Annotated in this window: 10 protein-coding genes and 1 pseudogene; 2 read left to right on the top strand and 9 right to left on the bottom strand. The window is 57.9% G+C overall.

All coding sequences use genetic code 11. The annotated features are described in order from the left end of the window. Positions 1 to 273 precede the first annotated feature (273 nt). Positions 274 to 1887: a methyl-accepting chemotaxis protein gene (locus tag K0P33_RS19060; RefSeq protein WP_094951843.1), complete on the top strand. Its 1614-nt coding sequence runs from the start codon at positions 274 to 276 to the stop codon at positions 1885 to 1887. 84 nt (positions 1888 to 1971) lie between these two features. Here the strand turns inward: K0P33_RS19060 and K0P33_RS19055 are convergent. From K0P33_RS19055 to K0P33_RS31355, 4 genes and pseudogenes are all read right to left on the bottom strand, one after another. Next, positions 1972 to 2282 (bottom strand): annotated as a pseudogene (locus tag K0P33_RS19055) (transposase); the annotation flags it as partial. A 299-nt stretch (positions 2283 to 2581) separates the two neighbouring features. Beyond that, positions 2582 to 2800: a hypothetical protein gene (locus tag K0P33_RS19050; RefSeq protein WP_094951844.1), complete on the bottom strand. Its 219-nt coding sequence runs from the start codon at positions 2798 to 2800 to the stop codon at positions 2582 to 2584. A gap of 170 nt (positions 2801 to 2970) precedes the next feature. Beyond that, entirely contained in the window at positions 2971 to 7803 is a 4833-nt protein-coding gene (locus K0P33_RS19045; RefSeq protein WP_242150533.1) for an RHS repeat-associated core domain-containing protein, read from the bottom strand. A 182-nt stretch (positions 7804 to 7985) separates the two neighbouring features. After that, positions 7986 to 8117 (bottom strand): hypothetical protein, encoded by a 132-nt coding sequence (locus K0P33_RS31355; protein ID WP_256589274.1) that lies wholly within the window; start codon positions 8115 to 8117, stop codon positions 7986 to 7988. A 604-nt stretch (positions 8118 to 8721) separates the two neighbouring features. Here K0P33_RS31355 and K0P33_RS19040 point away from each other — a divergent pair. Continuing rightward, complete coding sequence (locus tag K0P33_RS19040) at positions 8722 to 9018, top strand: antibiotic biosynthesis monooxygenase family protein (protein ID WP_094951846.1); 297 nt, start codon at positions 8722 to 8724, stop codon at positions 9016 to 9018. Between the two features lie 2 nt (positions 9019 to 9020). On the opposite strand, the gene K0P33_RS19035 is transcribed toward K0P33_RS19040, so the two are convergent. The 5 genes from K0P33_RS19035 to K0P33_RS19015 are packed head-to-tail and all read right to left on the bottom strand — an operon-like array spanning position 9021 to position 16545. Further along, entirely contained in the window at positions 9021 to 10070 is a 1050-nt protein-coding gene (locus K0P33_RS19035; protein ID WP_242150530.1) for a hypothetical protein, read from the bottom strand. A gap of 12 nt (positions 10071 to 10082) precedes the next feature. Continuing rightward, the gene (locus K0P33_RS19030; RefSeq protein WP_242150527.1) at positions 10083 to 11891 is read right to left on the bottom strand and encodes a hypothetical protein; all 1809 of its coding nucleotides are present in this window, start codon (positions 11889 to 11891) and stop codon (positions 10083 to 10085) included. Positions 11892 to 11894: 3 nt separating this feature from the next. Further along, complete coding sequence (locus K0P33_RS19025) at positions 11895 to 13181, bottom strand: hypothetical protein (protein ID WP_242150524.1); 1287 nt, start codon at positions 13179 to 13181, stop codon at positions 11895 to 11897. Between the two features lie 18 nt (positions 13182 to 13199). After that, positions 13200 to 14123: a hypothetical protein gene (locus K0P33_RS19020; protein ID WP_094951850.1), complete on the bottom strand. Its 924-nt coding sequence runs from the start codon at positions 14121 to 14123 to the stop codon at positions 13200 to 13202. 58 nt (positions 14124 to 14181) lie between these two features. After that, complete coding sequence (locus K0P33_RS19015) at positions 14182 to 16545, bottom strand: hypothetical protein (RefSeq protein WP_242150521.1); 2364 nt, start codon at positions 16543 to 16545, stop codon at positions 14182 to 14184. Positions 16546 to 16550 lie beyond the last annotated feature (5 nt).

Genomic DNA, 16550 nt, shown 5'->3' with positions numbered 1-16550 from the left:
CCGGCCAAGTCATCTACCTGCGCAACCTTGCGCTGAGACAGGCGGCGATGATCCGCATCGATCCCATCTGGCGCGCCACCGAGCTGATGGACATGTGCGCAGGCACCGAGACCGCATTAGCTAGGGTAATCGCGGCGTTCGGTACGGCAAGGCCGCACACGCATATTCGCCAGCTTAGGCTTTAATAACGGTAGGACTATGCCGATAAAGTTATGGGCAACGCGTGCACGGTAGGATTTTTAATCCGACGCTCTGGGTAAAAGGATTACCAATATGACGATCAAACTACGCTTATTTCTGTTCATTGCGACCGGACTGCTCACCGCATTGGTTATGAGCCTATCCAGTTATCTCGGAAATACCCGGACGGGCAGCGCCATTCAGGAAAATGAAATTAGCATGATGGTGCTGCGCAATCACCTGGAAGCCGACATGATGCACGATGCGCTGCGCGCCGATGTGTTTTCGGCGATGTTGGTGGGGTTGGGTAAAAGCATCAGTACCAAGGCCGAGGTCAGCACTTCGCTGAAGGAGCATGCCGAGCACTTCCGCCAGGTACTAGGGGACAATCTCAAGCTGCCTCTGGACGATACGCTCAGGATGAGCCTAAACAAGATCCGCCCCAGTCTTGACGCCTATATAAGTGCCGGTGAACGCATCGTCGCGTTGGCCCTGGACAATCCCGAAGCCGCTAGCGGAGAGCTGGAGACCTTCAATAAGGCGTTCACCCTTCTTGAAGATCAAATGGGGAGCCTGAGTGAGCTGATCGAAAACAAGAACCAACAAACCAGCATGGAAACTCGGGACACCATCAGCAACGCCAACTTCATCTTGAGCACGGTGCTGATCGTCAGTCTCTTGCTGCTCCTGGCTCAGGGCCGTTGGGTAATGCTGAGCATCATGGGACCGCTACAGGCCGCCAGCCGCATTGCTGCCAGCATTGCGCGTGGCAACTTGAGCGAGCCAATCGTCGAAACCAGTCGCAAAGATGAAGCCAGTTCATTGATTCGCAACCTTGCCATCATGCAGCGGGACTTAGGCAGCATGATCGAAGTGGTGCGCAGCAATGCCAAAGGCGTCAATGTCATGAGCGAGCAACTGAGCAATGGTTGCCATGAAGTGGCCAGCAGCAGCCAGCAACAAAGCGCCGCCGCCAGCACCATGGCAGCAGCGGCGATTGAAATGACCGCCAGTATTGAGGAAATCACCCAGCATGCCCGTCGCGCGCTGGATATGGCCAATCAGGCTGAAGCCTTGGCCAAGGACGGCGGCCGAGTGATTCACCAGGTGGTCAGTGACATGGATGGCATTGCTCGTTCGGCGAAGCAATCTGCCCAGGTCATCCGCACGCTCGACAAGGAGTCCGAGGCGATCTACAGCATAATTCAGGTGATCAAGGGGATCGCCGACCAAACAAACCTGTTGGCTCTGAATGCCGCGATTGAAGCCGCTCGTGCCGGCGAACAGGGCCGTGGTTTTGCGGTGGTGGCGGATGAAGTGCGCAGCCTGGCGGGTCGCACCAGCGCGTCGACCCAAGAGATCGCAAGTATGGTCGGGCGCATCCAGCAAAGCACCCGGGAAGCGGTGACCAGTATGGAGGAGGGTGTTGCTCAAGTGGACAAAGGGATGGTTGTGACCGCCGATGTCGAGCGGGCCATTCGCGATATTCTCCAGGCCACGTTGAATACCACTGAGTTGGTCAACGATATTTCCCGCACCATCAGCGAACAGAGCCTGGCCAGCAACGAAATCGCCCATCAAGTGGAGATGATTGCCGGTACGTCGCAGGCTAATAGCAACGTGATCGGAAAGACGGCGTTGACGACGGACGAGTTGTCCACGTTGGCGCAGAGGCTATCGCAGTCGGTCGATCGCTTCCGACTGTAAGCAGACAGTGAACCATTTTGCGTTTTATCTAGTCGTTTGCAGCTCTAGAGCTAGCCGATAGCCGAACCTTCGGGCACGACATCATGCATGGGCGATGCAACCGATCTCAGTCACGCCGAGTTCAACGCTAGCCTTGTAGCCGCCAAAATCATCACAGACCAGCTTGCCCTTCCAGTCGTTCAGGAAGTTGCGAGCATGCTGTCCGGCTCTGCTGGGGCTGAAGTCGTAAACCACCGCTGACAAGTCCGAGAACTGGCTGGTGGCGTAGGCCCAAACATAGGAACGGTGGGTTTTCTTCGAGCCCGGCGCGAGCATCTGCACGGGGGGGCATCGGTGTGGATGATTTGCTGCCCGAGTACCACCTCGCGCAGTGCATCGACCAGAGGCTGCAACCGCCCCAGGCGAATCGCAGACAAAGAAAAGCCCGCGATGGGGAGTAGCGGGCTTAAAAGGATGTTCACTAGGAGCTGAAATAACTCTAGACGCTCGACTGTGAAAGGGGTGTGAAAGGGGTGTGAAAAGGCAGTGGTCTTGTCGAACTTGATTTTGGCTACCCTCAACACAGTTGCCCAATCAGCATGGGGTGAGTGTTCGTCCTCTGTCCATGAAGCTAAATCGGACATTGATACGCAGATGTCGAACGTATTGGCGTAGACGATGGAAGGCCGCTACGTGGCCGGGCGATTGTAACCACTCACTGACGGGCGCCATAAAAGTGGTTCAGCAAAATCAGCTCAACCACCGCCACAAAAACGCAGAAGGCGATGAAGCCAGGGCTGAATACCCGCTTGCGGTTTGAGGATCCTCCACCCAGCCAACTGAGATCCGAGCCATCGGAAATCCATACGAACAGTGCCAGCAGAACATAGGTCCACGCCTTGCTCCAAAAGCTCTGGTTTCGCCAGTCAGTCATCTGTGTTCTCTTTCATTACCCCATTTCCTTAAGCATGTTTACTGCCAGCCCTCAAACAAAATCCCGCGCACCAACGGTGCTGCGGGATTTTTTTGCTTGTTGTTTAGGGGCCTATATCGCCCGTTCCCCCCGCTTCCTTCTCAAGGATTTGAGGGCGGAGCACTCAATTATCACTTTATTTTCAACCATAAGGGGGTGAAGTTCCCAAAAGGCAACCACGTAATATCGCCCACAGCGGTGTTGGCAAACTGAACGGATCCAGGTGCAGCGTTGATTACCTCGGTGCCCGACAAGACACCGGCGGTTATAAACGCGACGGTGTTGAAATCACCGACATTGAAGAGGTTTGTTGCTCTCGGCGTTTCCAGCAGCGAATTTCCGTTGAGTATCAGTGGCTCAGCCTTGCGTGGGAGTAGGCGAGGAAAAAGCTTCCTCAATAGCTCGGTCGGTCTGAATAAGGAGGTCGTGGCGGGAGCCGCTTTGCCGAACAGATTTCTGGCAACGGCGACGCCTGAACGTCCCAGGTAGGCGGCAAGCCTGGCTGTTTTTCCGACGATCGAGAGCCCCCCTCCGGCGGCTCCAAATCCCAGCGATATCCAGGCCAGCGTTTCTGACGCCTTTGAATCACTGTCGCCGATAAGCACCGATGCGATGCCTGTAGCTGCTGAGATCATGGCAGCCCCGACTAACGCCGCCGATAGAAAAATTGACGTGCCGCCGGTCATGACGGCTGTCAATATGCCGACACCCGCCCAGAGGAAGGTGTGGATCAATTGCGTGTCTTTACCCAAACTGAGCGGCCCAGGCAAATCATCTCCCCATATTTTCCTCAACCCTGCATCCACTGACGCGTGCCCGCTGGGGTCCTGGTAATTGACGGGATCACCGTTGGCGCAATAGGCATACATGTTCGGGCCCCCCTGCCCAAATGGGCTGAAGCTGTCCAGTGCGTGGAAGCGCATGCAGCGCGCGTCATACCAGCGGTATCCCGTGCCCAAGGGGGACTGGCCTGTGATGGGGTCGCAGTATTCGCCGTTGAAGCCCAGCAGTGAGTCGCTCTCATCCGAAAAGTGCTCGCCGTAGGCCGTATAAGCGTGGTGCTTAAAGGTTTGAGCCAGAAGGTCGTAGCTGACGCACACGGTGCCATTGGCATCACGCAGTTCAAACAGGGTCCTTTTCACCCCAGAGCGTTTGATCTGTTGCACCGTACAGCCCGCACTCCCGGGGTTCAGGTTGCGATAGGTGTCGTTGTTTTCCAGTGAGTACTCGCCAGAGACGTTGAGCCCGTCATAGATGATTTGGGTTTTATCACCGTCCTGCTCGCGGGTCATCAAACGATCAGAGGGGTCGTAGCTGTAGCGGGTGCCGCCGGCCTGGATCAGTCGTCCCAGCCAGTCATAGGTGTATTTTTTACCTGTCTGGTCCTGGGTTACCCGCCCGGCTGCGTCATAACTCAAACTGCCAGCAGCCGGGTAGTCCGCATGAGTGTTTGCAACCTTTGTCAGACGGAAACCGTTCACGCTGTCATAGGTGTGGGTCGCGGTATTCTTCCCACCACCGAAGGTGGTGATGCAGGTGATGACATTCCCCAGTGCGTCGTAAGTGAAGGCTTGCTGGTCGATGTCTTTGTTTTTGGGGGTCTTCGGTCGCCATACACCCGTGGTTGTGCAGGTTTTGAGGCGTCCGCCCGGGGTATAGGCCAAGCTGCGAGAACCCAGAACGGTATTGCCTTGTTTAAGCTGCACCGACTTCAATTTGTCATCGGCGTAATAGGTACGCTCCAACGTGAGGTCGATTTTGCCACTGAGCGTGAATTGGCGGCTGGTTTCGCGTTGTTGTGAGTCGTAGGTGTAGTCCACACCAAAAGAGATGCCCGAATTGGGCGCGCCATAAATACTGTCACGAAGAAGCAAGCCTTGGTCATTGTAAGTATGCGAGCCTGAAAAATAGAGGGTGTTGGATTGAACGCGGCGCCCCTTACCGTCGTAGAGAAACAGCGACTTTTCACCCAGCGCGTCTGTCGTGTCGAACAAGCGCCCACCCAGTGAGTAATTGGACAGCACCTCTTTGGCTTGGCCAGGCTGTGTTTGTACGCTTTGTTGGGTGACGCGCAGGTTGCGGTCATGGGTGTACCGGAGCATATGCTCCCCCTCGCTGGCTGTCGCGAGTCCTTGTGCCCCGAAGGCATAGCTGAAGGTCTTCTGTTCACCGGTGGTGGCGGTTTGGGTCTTGGCCAGGCGGTTACCCAGTTCCTTGATGTAGTCATGCTGCAGCACGCTGCCTTCAGCGGTGACGGTTGATACCGGTACCAAGCTGGCGCCCGCGTAGGTGTAGGTTTCGGTGCAAGTACCGCGAGTGATGGACGTTACTCGGCCCCAGCTGTCGAAAGTGCGTTTACCCAGGGTCTGGCGTTTACCGCCGAATTCGATCGCCACCTGCTCGGCCTCACGCAATAGCCAGTGCTGCGGGTAGGTGTAGTAGTAGGTATAGACAAGGGCAGGGGCGAGTAGGCCATTGTCTTTTTCGCTGTGGCTTTCGCTCAGCAGCCGGCCGCTGCCATCGTAGGTGTAGTCAATGGTCGTGACACCCAACTCACCTTTGGTGTGCAGTTGCTTGACCTGCTTGGCACGGGTGTAGGTGGCTGTCTGGGTTTGATAGACGTTGCCATCCTGGCCTTTCCACTCGATTTTCTTGATCGTCTGGTCGGTGTCATAGGAGGTGACCGTTGCGTGTTTATCAGTTGCTTTTCCGGTCCACTGCGTGCGGGTCAGTGCTATTGGGTCGTAGAAGTCGAAGTCTTCCCGGCTATCGTTGTATTTGCGAGCGCAGACCTGATTCCATTCATCGTATCGCAGCTCCTGCGTTTCGCTGAGTAGGCTGCCATTTTCCTTGTAATCAAAACGGGTGGTCTGTACCTCGCGCCCGATGGCGTCATATTTGACGGCTTTGGTCTGTTTTCGTTGGCCATCCTCAATCAGGTACTCGCTGACCAACTGGTCCTGGCCATCGTACTGGCTTAAACGCGTTTGCCCATTAGGCTCGGTGATTTGCACTTGGCCGGGCGCCGGGTAGGTGTAGGTGGTGATCTGGCGGTAGGTCGGGCTTTGCGCACAGACGGTTAGCGTGGCCAGTTGGCCGTATGGGTTATAGGCATACTCGGTCCGGTTGCCGTCGGCGTCGACTTGGCGAATAAGGCGACCATTAAGAGTGTTCTGGGTTTCTGAGGCCGTGCGCTGATTACCCTGGTCATCGGTTTCGGTGGTCGTGGTGGTCAGTTCAGTATCACCGACGCCTCCCAAGGTGTAGTCGAAAGAGCGTACCGGGTCGGTCACAATAGGTGCCAAAGAGCGGTTGTCCAGCGTGGACTGGCTTATGCTTTTTTTGCGTCCTTTACGAAAGTCGTTGCTTTCGAAATATTCGAACCGCTGGCCGATCAACGCGGCATCGGCAAACTTATCGGTGGCGAGGCTGCCCTGCAACGTATTGGTGAGCTTGGCTTCACTCAGTTCCGGCAACACTTTATAACCGTGAAGTTTGAACTGGGCAACGTTCAACAGGCCCGGAAGCAAGGAGGGTAATAGCCCAGGTATTAACGATAGCAGCCCGGGTGTGTCGACAAATTCGGTGTCAACATAAGTCGACTCAAACCGCGCGTTCAAGTTGTTGCCGTCAGGGCCCCAGGAAGTGTCAGGTGTACTCTTCGATGGTTGTTTGGACGCCGCCTTAATGGCCCCCAGCAATGTGCGCGCCTTTATTTCTCCGGGACTCTCGTTGCGGCCGCGGATGTAGTCCATCTCGGTAGTGACGTTGTTTTGGTTGTTCAGTCTTAGCGCGGAGTTGGTGTTAAACAAGTTGCCATTTGTTTTTTTATAGCTTTTGTTTGCTTGGGTGTAAGTCATACTGGTTAAACGACTCACTATAAATGAGCTGTTTTCCATGGCGTAGTCTGTTTGGGTCTTGGCGGTGCCCTGGGTCAGGGTCTGCGAGGTCACCTCGTGCTTTTCATCGTATTGGTAAACCGTGGTGCGAATTGCCGGCGTCCCTTCACTCATAATGGTTCGGTACTTTTTCTCGTCCTGACGCTCATAGACATACGTGGTGGTAACCGGTGTGCCACCCCCGTTGGGCGTTAATGTGTGGGTACTGACACACGGCAGTGCCGACAGTTTTGGATTGTCCGGGAATGCCAGCCCGTTGTCTTTGTACACGACCTTTTCTTCGAGACCATCGAAGTTAGTGAGCGTGGTCAGCAACCAGCCGCAAACGGGATGATCCAGGTACTCGAAGGTGCTTTGAATGTTATCCCCAAGGCTCACGGACTGCAGGGCGTAATCCTTGATGGCCAGGGTATAGGTCAGGGTTTGCGCGGCATCATCCGGCCAGAAAATAAACTTGACGGTCTCAAGCGCCGGTGACGCATCCGGGGCGTCGGGTGTGTAGTCGACCTTGAGCAGGTTGCGGGTGGCATCTTTGATTCCGGTTAACTGGATCTGGTAATACGTTTTACCTTCTATGACGTGGGCCGTTGTCATCCACTCGAAAAGCAGTTTGTTAAGGTCATCGGTGGTCAATGACTCAGTGACGTAAGTTCCCGTGCCCTCCAACAGTACCAGTACTTCTTTTCTGCCGCCTTTGTGCTGCACTGTCAGCTTGCCATCGGCCCATTTTGCTATAACAGCCAGCGTCGTCAGGTCTTTGTTTTTCTCTATTTCCAACACCTCACCCGAGTGCAGTGTCAACTTTTTATAGGTTTCGCTGTAGGTGGTGACACCATAAAACCAACCATCCCCCAATGCCGATTCATTGTTGACCACTGGCGTGTAGTAAAGGCTCATATCAAACGTAGGCCCGAGGCCGCAGTTTCCGATGAGTGACTCCGTTTTTACATAGTTCTCGAATAGACCCGTACGTGGGTCGACCACGTTGCGCTTTTGAGTGGTTGCATTAAAAATTGGGTCGTTTTCATAATCGCTTGGGTCTGTACCCATTGGATTGTGAGCCATGTTCATCTCCCTATGATGTGATAGGCCACCTATTCATTAGGTGGCAGCGGTTGCTCTTTGAAAGTACGCGGCTCTGCAGCGGGAGGTAACTGTCAGTTCTCACAGTTTCTTATATTGATTTGTGCTGTTTTTAGTTTTTTTTATTATAAGTCTGTCGATTTTCCACGGCTGGCGGATTCAACTCAGTAATTAAAAACCGGTGCATAACGCGCTTCACGTTTCTTGAAGTGAATGGGCGCCATGGGCACTTTTTCGCCATTCACGAAAATAGCCGGAAAGGTCAGGGTGAAGTCGTCCAAATCGCCGTTGCCCAAGGGCGTGCCCTGGGTGCCTGAGCTGAATGTGACCCACGCGTTTCAACAAGCAACCCCTCTAGATCAACAGTTCCAACGCAATCCAGGGTTGCCACCTATGACTTTGGCCGCTAACCTGAAAAATGTTTGAATTGTTACGAATAATTTCGGGTGCGGCCTGTTTTGGGTTGTGCGACTTCAGGACGAGGAACGAAAGATGTTTTCACACGAAGGTCCCGCAATAGAGCTGTTGCTACTCATTTTTGGCTTGGCAGGCCTGCTTTTGGTCGTCTGGTTCATTCACCACCAATACGAGCGAAAGATCGGGAAGGGCGTTAAAAAACAACAAAGTCGTAACAGAGGTCGCTCCGCGTAAGCCTTCATGCACTGACGTCAGCGGTCGGTATTGAGCCCGGCCGCCGGCAAGGTGGATCGCCATGCAGACAAAGAAAAGCCCACGATGGGGGCGCGGGCTTAAAGGTGTTCACTTAGGAGCTGAGTTGAGCCTAGGCGCCTGCCTGTGAAAACCGCGTGAAATACGCACGCCGGGTAGGCTTTTTTGCAACCCGGCAGCCTGCTCACGTACTGTGCGTGTTCCTTATCCAACCTCTGCGGTGGTGTGTTCATGTCAGATGAAGTGCGGCTTGTCGTCATTATCCATACCCAGCCCGGCAAAGGGTCGCAGCAGCTGGCCGCGTTTGAAAAGCTGGCGCCCCAGGTCAGGGCCGAGCATGGCTGTTTGCAATACGATTTACACCCGGTTGTCGGCAATAACGACAGCTTCGTGTTGATCGAAAAGTGGGCCTCCAAAGCCGCGTTGGACGCCCACCACCTGGCCGCGCATATGCTGGAAGCGGCCAAGCACACTCCATCTTTTCGTGCTGTGCCTGCGACCGTTTTGCTGTTAGAGGCGGCGGTGTAGGTTCACAACTGTACCCGGCGCAACCGGCCAGTCAACGGTGCCAGCGTGTGATCGGGTGCCGGGACCTGCCGGCCCGCCAGCCCCATGCCTTCACTCACCAACACAGCACCCTGCACCACACATAAGTTGGACGGTGTATCCAAGCCGCGCGCGAGCACTTCAACTTGGCCGTTTTGCAGGTTGCACCGCAACAGTCGCCCGGCAAACCGGGTGAAGCCGCCATGCAGCGGCTCGCCGTTCCAGTTTGGCGGCAACGGTTGTTGCAGGTGGCTGCACAACTCCAGCACCAGCAGCTTGCCCTGCGGGCACAGCGCCAGCCCGGTGGGCAGTTGCAGGCCGCGTATCACCACCTCGATCTGCCCGCCTGCCGGGTGGGCTCGAATCACCTGCCCGGCGTAGTCGGCAAAGTCGATGCCTTTGCGGGCCGGGTCGCCGTGCAGTTCACCGGAGAACAGGCTGATCAGCACCGCGTCTGTTTGCGGTTCATACACCAGAGTAACGGGCACCGCTTCCTGGCCTTGGTCCAGCGCGGGCAGTTGCGCCAGTACGTGTTCGTCCTCGCCACTGCAAAACTCCACCAGTTGGTTGGTATCGGGCTTGACGGCCAGCCAGCTGCGCCGTGTTGGGTGGTAGCACAGCGCATTCAGGTTGCCCCGGCTGTGGAACACCGGTTCGGGCGGGCTGTATTGCAAGTCGAGCAGCCTGGAGCCGCCGATGTAATCGGTCTGGCTGGCCAGGCAGCGACCGTCACCGCAAGCAATGTCCGACACGCCCATGATTTCATCGCGCAGCATGCGCGCCTGCATGTTCATGCTGCGAAAACCCTGGGCGACGACTTCGCCGGGCAGGTAGGCGCCAGGCTGCTGCGGGTCGGGTTGCAGCCGGGTGATGCGGCCGCTAAACGGCTGGTCCGCTGAACCTGAGCCGGCTTCGGCCAACAACAGGCTGCCATCGGCTTGCAGGCACACGCCGCGAGGGTTGAGCAAACCTTCAGCGACAAAGGTGCTCGGGCGCAGGGCTTCAATGGGTTGAGCTGGGATATGAAGGGTCATCGGGTTTGCCTCCTATTGCGGCGGCTGCCACGGGCTGCCGGTGAGATACGCACGCAGCAGTGCACGCTGGGCGGGGGACATCGAGCGCACCACCGGCATGAACAGCGTGGTGCCTTTGTAGGCATCCGAGGTGCGCGCGAGGATGGCGTTTTTCGCCGCCATGATCGCGTCGGGCTGGTTCAGCGGCACGTAGCGCGACATGGCGGGGAAGGCCAGGTAGTGAAAACGCAGCACGTTCGGGTACACCTGCTGCCAGGTGATGATGCTGCCCTTGGCGATGCCGAAGTCGGTCTGCGCGTACTTGCGAAAGTTGGTGAAGAACGCACCGTTGTCCACGCCATTGGCCGTGCAGGTCAGCGCCACAAACCCCGCCTGGGCGGCGCTGCCGGGTTTAAGCGTGACGGGAAAACTCACGGCCTGCTGGCCGGCACTCACCGTCAGCGAACTCGGGAAGTTGAGGAAGTCGATGTATTGCTTCTGGTCGTAGACCCCAGGCGCGCTGGCGCCCAGGCTGACCGTGGTGGCTTTCGGCACCGGCCCGCCCAAGTAGCGCACCTGCAAATTGATCGTCAGGCCATTAGGGTAATCCTCCAGGTACAGGTTGCGCTGGTCGGCATACACCCGGTAGATGGATTCGCTCGCGCTAAGCGTCTTACCCGCCACCGGGTTAGGGCCGATGATCTGTAGCGGCGTGGTCTTGACCGCTTGTTGCTGGCTGGCATTCAGGGGCACGTCGACGATGCCGCCGTACACGTAGTAATTGACCAACGGGCTGGCGGTCGGGTTGAGGGTTATCAGCGCGGTGGCCCCGGCTGAAATCGTCACCGGCCCATAGTTCGCATTTGGCCCGATGGGGCTGGTGATGTCGTCGCGCACGGCACGGAAGGTTTGCTTGGGAATCACGTTGACCATGTCCAGGCTCAGCAAACCGTTAGTGCCCAGCGCCGCGTAGGCCGCGTTGCCCGTGGACGCATTGACCAATTGCCGCCCCGGCTGGCAGCTCAGCGGCTCGCCAGCAAAGGCCGGCGCCAGTGTGCCGATGACCCGGCCGATACTCGGGTTCGGCGTGTATTTACCGGCGGCATAATCCGCATCGAGTTGCGCGGTGGTCATCTGCGGGCACATCTCGAACATCACGAAACGCAGGACAATACCCGTCGCCCCCGGCGCCTGGATGATCGCCTTGAGGCCACTGCTGTTCTTGTTCCAACTGACGATGCTGCTCAGCGGAAACGTCAGCTGGAACGTGCCGCTGGCGTGGAACGAGCCCGGTGCATCCATCTTCGCCGGCTCGAGTACGCGGCCGGTCACGTCGAAACTGCTGCATACCGCATTGCAACGAATCAGCAGCTGGATATTTTCGCCGCTGCCGATTTGCAGGCCGCCGACAAAGATCTGCGTGGTGGTCGAGGCGCTAGGGTCCAGGTCGACCATCATCGGGCCGGACACGGGGCCTTGGCCGGTCGCCGGGTCCACCGAGCCAAGCAGGTACACCGGCTGGCCGACCTGATCGCCCGTGGTGCTGATGTTGCCGGGGCTGCCTTGGGAGCTGATCAAGGCGTTCTGCATGTCCACCACATGCTGGCCGTAGTGGTTCCAGCCGCCGGCGGTGTAGTAGTTGCCGGTGGGGGCGTTGATCATGTTGTTTAACTGGTCGTCGGTGTACGACTGCGCGCCGGGCGCCAGGGTTGATGTGGTCAGGTCGAAGAGCGGCCATTCATCATCGCCATTGAAAGGAATGGTCGGCGAGTTGTTTGGCAAGCTCACGTCCGTGCGGATGCCGCCCCAGAAATTCAGTCGTGGTCCATTGAGGATGCTCATGGTCTATTCCTTGTCCGTGGCGTGAGGGGTGAGAGGCGGGTTGGCGAATTTGAACAGGTAGGAGAAGTCGGACTTGAACGGGCTCTTCACCGGCGTCGCCATCGAGTGGCAGTTCATGCAACTGCTGTTGGGCTGGATATAACTCTCCATGGTCACATTGGCCGACAGTGCCGGGGTCGGCTGCCCCAGCGGGTTGCTCGGGTTGTTCGGCATCAACGGGCGCTGGGTGGTGATTAACTGGTAGTACTTCAACACGCTGCGTTGCAGCCCGGGGTGTGTGCGATAGTTGTTGTTCACCCAAGCGGTGGCGTCGGCAATCGGCGTCACGCGGTTCAGTGGGTTGGGCGTCTGGAACGAGGTGCCGGGTTTGGGCACGCAGACCAGTTGCGTGCCCTGGGTTTGCCAGTTGCACGGCGACTGGTTGAGTGCGGCGGCGGGGGCGGCGGCGTTGAAGTAGGAATAGGCGGTACCGGCTACCGGTTGGTCAACCCACTGGCCGTTCACCTTGGCTTTGGGCGGCACGTTTTCGACCTGCTCGAAGGTCGACCAGATCCACTGCGGGTAACCATTGACCTTGGTGATGATGTGCAAGCCCACCAACCCCAAATACGCCTCGCCGACACCAATGCGCTGCCCCTGGCTGTTGAACCGCGCCACGCGGGCAAACTGCGTCAGGTAATGGCTGGCATTGTCCCGGGCGGTCAGAATGCGCCAGCTGGATTTGACCTCGATGACCCCATTGGGGAAGTTGATGGTGTTGGCTTTGGACACCACATTCGCGTTGTAGAAGTTATTGCTGACGATGTAGTTGTAGGACGCCTGGTTGGCCGAAATATCGTAATAGGTCGGGTTGCCCGCCTGGTCGATCAGCCAGCCACCCACCGCCTGGTCGATGGAGTTGACCAGCGAGCTGTTCTTCAGCGCCGCGATGTTGATGATGCCCAGGCTTCGGGCGGTCAGCGGGCTGTTCCACGGCCCTGGGTTGGCAGCGCCCGGCAGGAAGATTTCGCTGACCGTCTTGTAGGTCTGCCACACGGTATAGCCCGAATCGCCGGGCTGTTTGCTGCAGTTGGGCGTGCCACGTTGCCCGTCCTGTGCCGGCCAGTTTAAGGCGATAAACAGCTGCCAGCTGTATTGATCGAACTGATCCTGGCTGGCGGTGGCCGCCGGCGCGCTGCTAGGTGGCTGGCAGTTGAGTTGCGTGGCCGGCGTCAACGGCTGAGGCGCTTCCCGCGCCTGGGCCGACAGGCTGACCAGTCCGAGTAGCATCACACTCACAAGTGTTTTCATGGTGATACATCCTTGTGTTCAGGGTTTGCGCTGCATGAGCTGGTTCCACTGGGCCTTATGCCCGTTGCTCTGGGACGCCGGCGGCTCGAACAATTGGCACGGCGGCGGGTTCGACGGGCACATGGCGATCACTTGCGCCCAGGTCTGCGCCGGGTCGGGTTTGGCGATGCGAAAGTTCGTGTAGTTCTGGCTCACGATGGGCGCATTTGCGACGCTCACGTCCCCGGAAAAGAAGAACGACTGGGGCAGGCGGTAGGGCGGTTTGCCCGTCTGCTGCTTGTTAAACGCATACCCGAACAAAATCGGTCCCGCCGGCGAGATCAGGTCCAAGGCATAGGCCTGCACACTGCCACCCAGGTTTTTGCTGCGTTCGGCGCTGTAGGGCAGGTGCTCGATAAAGTCCTGGCGCGGCGGATGGTTCATCGGTGAAAACATGCAGCAGGCCGGCATGTCTTTCGGGCGGTCCTGCGGGTAGGTCAGGAAGTACGCCTTGTTGCCCAGGGACACGAACGAGCAGCTGTAGTTGTTGTTCTTGATCGGGAAGATCGGCAGGCAGTACTTCTCGTAGTGCTCCATCATCGCGCCGAAACCGTCGCCGTCGGCTGGGATGTAGGTGCTGTCGTAGTAGCTGGTCCCGCGCGAGACGGTGTAGTCCGCAGGTTTGAGCGTGGAGGGTGGGCTGCTGTAAGGCGGTGGGTTGTTCTGGTAATTGTTCATCACCCGGTACATCGTCCAATCGCTGATCCATTGCGCCGGGAAAAACGGATCGGACGGGTCGCTGGGCGCGCGTTTGGCGATGCAGTTGCCGTTCTGTGCATTACAGCCTTCGCTGTTGTGCACCCCATTGGTGAAGTACACGGCGCCGCTGTCGTCCTCGGCAAACGCAACGGGGCTCAGCAACAGTAACAACAGTAACAGTCGGCTCAAGAGGCTGGCGTTCATACAACACTCCTTTGAAAACCGGGCGACAGGCGCGTCACCCGGTGGTCCTGTGTGAGGCTTACGTGTAGTCGCTCATGCTCAGCTGCACGGGCGGGTAGTTACGCTTCACCAGCGCCTGTGCCCACAGTTCCAGCACGGCGCGCCGGCTTTGCGGCATGTCGCGTGTGATGGGCATGGCCAGGGTGCTTTCCTCCTGATATTGCTTGCTGATCAGCACGATCAGTTGGTCGACGGCGCCCTCGATGCGCGTCAGGTTATTGAGCGGCATGTACTTGCTCATGATCGGGTACAGGTAATAGAACGGCTGCAAGATGAACGGGTAGATGAAGGTCTCCCAGATCAGCTGGCCGGCGTCTTCACGCTGATAGATCAGGTTCCAGGCGTTGACGAAGTCCTGCTGCATCTGCGGTTCCAGCGGCAGCACGCGCAGCGGTGCGAGGAAGTCGGTAAAGGCCTGGTTGAGTGGGAAACTGAACGGAATCACCGGCGCCTGCTCACCTTCCTGCACAAAGAAACGCAAGGTCGGAAAGCCCGGCGCCTGGGCCGTGACGGTCAGGTTGGCGATGCCATTGGCATCGGTCTGAATCTTGGTCACGCTGTATTGCACGTTGCTGTTCAGCGGGTCTTGCAGCGTGCCTTGCAGGGCAATCGGGTTGACGAACTTAAGCGTCGGGCTTAAGGCGACTGCGGCCGGTGTTTGCAGGAATTGCTGATAGGTCACCGGCGTCGTCTGATCGGCTGACACCGCGAGCCGGGTTGCCATGAGCTGACGACCGGTGCCTTCGGTGATCTGGCCGAGCAGGGTCTTCGCCCCGCTAAACTGCGGCAGGCAGGGGCTGTTGTTGGCCGGGTTCTGCGGGTCGTTGTTGAACAGCGAAAAGTCCGCCGCGTTGCTGAACGCCAGGTAGTAATCGGTGGTGCACAGCATGTAGGCATTGCCGTATTCCGCCACCCATAACGTGGTGCCGGCCGGTGCGGGCTGGCCGTCGTGTTGCACCATGATTTGCAGTGTCTTGGTGTCGCCCACGTCGATAAAACTGGCGCTCTCTACCACCTCGGCGGTCCACATCTGCTGGGTCGCGGCGATGATTGGCGTGGTACCTGGTTGTTGCAATTCCAGGCTGCCAGTTTGCAGCTGCGCCTGAGCTTGGACGGTCAGCGGCAGGTCGAGGATGCCGGCGCGTTTGTCGAACGCCAACTGCTGGTAGTCGTCATAGCCAAAGCTTGCCAACGGGCTGAATTGCGTGCCTTGGCGGATGCCAATCTGGTAGTTGCCGGCCTGGTACTTGGCGGCAACGGGGATCTCGGCCTTGCTGTCGACGGGGTAGAACGGGAACGCGTTGCCCAGGTCCAGCGACAAGGTCGTGCCATGGGCCTGGGCCGAGATCACGCCCAGTTGGACCTGGCTGGTGGTACCCGGTGAGGTTTTGTAGATGGGCACCTTTTGTGCTGGCACCAGGCGCCGGCCCGCTGGCGCGGTGGGGAACTCATCCTCAAACCACAGCCCCAGGCTGCCTACGGTGCGGCTATAGGCCGGGTTGAAAAAAATGTCACCGACGTTATCCAGCGCCTGTTGATACATGGCTTGCACCTTGGCCTGGGCTTCGGGCGTGGAGCTGTGGGTGTCGATGGGCGGGTAGTTGTTGAAGATACCGTTCTTGTCGTAACAGGTCAGGTAGGTGGTAAAACGAAACATCAGGCCCTTGGCATTCTGTTGCGCCATCTGCGCCTGCAGGTTTTGCAGCAAGGCCGAGTTGCCGATCACCCATGCCAGGTTTTCTTTCGGGAAGCAGGTCTGCCAAGTGGTGGTCACGTACGCCAGGCCGCCGAGGTTGGCCCAGTTGAAGTTGAGGAACCGGTCGAGCATGCGGTGCTCGCGGTTGAGCGTCAGGCCGCACTCGGCATTGCCCAGTACCAACTTGTCGAAGTACAGCGCGGTAAAGGTGTTCTGCCACGGGCTCACGTCGACAAAGCGCGCCGGGGAATTCGGCGCGCCGCCAAACGGGTTGCCGAGCAGCTGATAACTTTGGTTGATCAGCGGGTCCTGGCTCACATAACCGCCGTCGGGCAACTCGCCGCCCGTGATCACCGACTGGGTCTGGTTGTAGCTCACGGTGCCGCAGGCGTTGTCGCCGAACAGGTTCCATTCGCCGGGGATCATGGGGGACGCCAACTGCCCGGCATTGCCCGGCACCTGCATCACGTAGTCGGGTACGGCGGCCGGGGCCAATGGCGCGATGGTCCACGGCAGCAGGTTGCTGGCGGCGTTCAGCGGCGTGATCTTGAAGGCTTCCAGAAACCGCCAGTTCATCTGCATTTTCACCGCATCGTAGAGCGGGTACATGTCGTTATTGTTGGCGGTCGGCGGGTTCCAGAACATATGGCCGCCGAGGTAGATACGCGGGAAATTCAATACGCTCATGTGAG

Origin of the sequence: Pseudomonas sp. ArH3a, assembly GCF_022648765.1 — a bacterium.
Taxonomy (GTDB): Bacteria; Pseudomonadota; Gammaproteobacteria; order Pseudomonadales; family Pseudomonadaceae; genus Aquipseudomonas.
Note: the sequence above shows the minus strand (reverse complement) of the source record. Positions and strands in the feature narration are given on the sequence as shown.

Excerpts from the sequence above, each read along its gene's own strand:
- K0P33_RS19060 (WP_094951843.1), top strand. The coding sequence starts at position 274 with ATGACGATCAAACTACGCTTATTTCTGTTCATTGCGACCGGACTGCTC.
- K0P33_RS19050 (WP_094951844.1), bottom strand. The coding sequence starts at position 2,800 with ATGACTGACTGGCGAAACCAGAGCTTTTGGAGCAAGGCGTGGACCTAT.
- K0P33_RS19045 (WP_242150533.1), bottom strand. The coding sequence starts at position 7,803 with ATGGCTCACAATCCAATGGGTACAGACCCAAGCGATTATGAAAACGAC.
- K0P33_RS19035 (WP_242150530.1), bottom strand. The coding sequence starts at position 10,070 with ATGACCCTTCATATCCCAGCTCAACCCATTGAAGCCCTGCGCCCGAGC.
- K0P33_RS19040 (WP_094951846.1), top strand. The coding sequence starts at position 8,722 with ATGTCAGATGAAGTGCGGCTTGTCGTCATTATCCATACCCAGCCCGGC.
- K0P33_RS19020 (WP_094951850.1), bottom strand. The coding sequence starts at position 14,123 with ATGAACGCCAGCCTCTTGAGCCGACTGTTACTGTTGTTACTGTTGCTG.
- K0P33_RS19015 (WP_242150521.1), bottom strand. The coding sequence starts at position 16,545 with ATGAGCGTATTGAATTTCCCGCGTATCTACCTCGGCGGCCATATGTTC.
- K0P33_RS19030 (WP_242150527.1), bottom strand. The coding sequence starts at position 11,891 with ATGAGCATCCTCAATGGACCACGACTGAATTTCTGGGGCGGCATCCGC.
- K0P33_RS19025 (WP_242150524.1), bottom strand. The coding sequence starts at position 13,181 with ATGAAAACACTTGTGAGTGTGATGCTACTCGGACTGGTCAGCCTGTCG.